Source organism: Streptomyces sp. NPDC059900 (assembly GCF_050270335.1).
In the GTDB taxonomy this organism is placed as follows: Bacteria; Actinomycetota; Actinomycetes; order Streptomycetales; family Streptomycetaceae; genus Streptomyces.
This window is the reverse complement of sequence record NZ_JBNNJZ010001162.1, coordinates 1-1083: the sequence shown is the minus strand read 5'-3', so window position 1 is coordinate 1083 and position 1083 is coordinate 1. Positions and strand designations below refer to the sequence as shown.

1 protein-coding gene is annotated in these 1083 nt (G+C 72.8%); it reads right to left on the bottom strand.

Translation table 11 applies throughout. The annotated features are described in order from the left end of the window. Positions 1 to 834: ABC transporter permease (locus tag ACQKIP_RS48060; protein ID WP_427745941.1), on the bottom strand; the 834-nt coding region annotated here is incomplete at its 3' end. Positions 835 to 1083 lie beyond the last annotated feature (249 nt).

Below are 1083 nucleotides of genomic sequence, written 5' to 3'. Positions count from 1 at the left end.
GGACGCGCCAAGGGCCTTGAGCACCGCGATGTCACCGGCGCGCTGAATCGTCCACACCGTGAAGAACGCCCCTATGACGAGCGCGGAGATGACGAAGAGGAAACCGCGCATGAGCTGAAGCGAACCGTTCTCCGCCTGGTAGGAGCCGATCGCCGTGAGCGCGTCGTCGAGGGATCTGGTCTCCGTGCCCGCCGCCTTGTCGCCGGCGGCGAAGTCGACGTCGCCGCCGGTCCGCAGCGCGATGACCGTGGCCTGGTCGTCCGCCGACGTGCCCCGGTGGCCGAGGCCCTGCCAGTCGTCGAGCGCGGTCCACACGACGGGCGTATGGCTGTACGAGGCGTCCGACGCGACCCGCGCCACCCGCTCCTCCACCCCACTCCCGCCCAGCCGCACCGTGTCCCCGGCATCGACGCCGAGGTCCGCCGCGGCCTTCTCGGAGAGCACGGCCTCGCCCGGCGCGACGCCCTCCGGCGCGATCCCGGAGTCCGGCTCCACGCCGAAGGCGGACACGGCGGCCGAGCGGTCACCGGCGGTGGCGTTGAGGGTGCTGATGCCGATGGGCTCGGCGGAGCGTACGCCGGGCCGTTCCGCCCAGGTCTCCCAGGCGCGCTGGTCCAGCTGCGAACTGGTGAAGGAGGCGGACTGGCCGGGCGGCGGGGCGGCGAAGGCGAGGCGGTCGGCGGGCAGGCCGGTGATCGCGGAGGTGTTCTCCCTGGCGAGCCCGGCCGTGAGGCCGGAAAGGAGCCCCACGAGCAGAGTGATGAGCACGACGACGGCTCCCATCAGGGCGAACCGCCCCTTGGCGAACCGAAGGTCTCTCCATGCGACGAACATGCCCCCACCCTCTGTCCGCGCGCACCCCCACGGCATCGCGCCACAGCACGCTTCACCCGAATCGAAGGGGGTAGCCCACGATCAACCTTTCGGTTGAGGGAAGCGGCGGCGGCTGCGCCTACGCTGGAAGGTCCGATGACCACCTTCACCGACCCTTCCCCCGCGCCGGGCGCACCGCCGCGGCCGGAACCGAGGGGCCGCACCCGGACCGCGGGGCGAGCCGCCCCCTCTTCCGAGGCCCTCATGCCC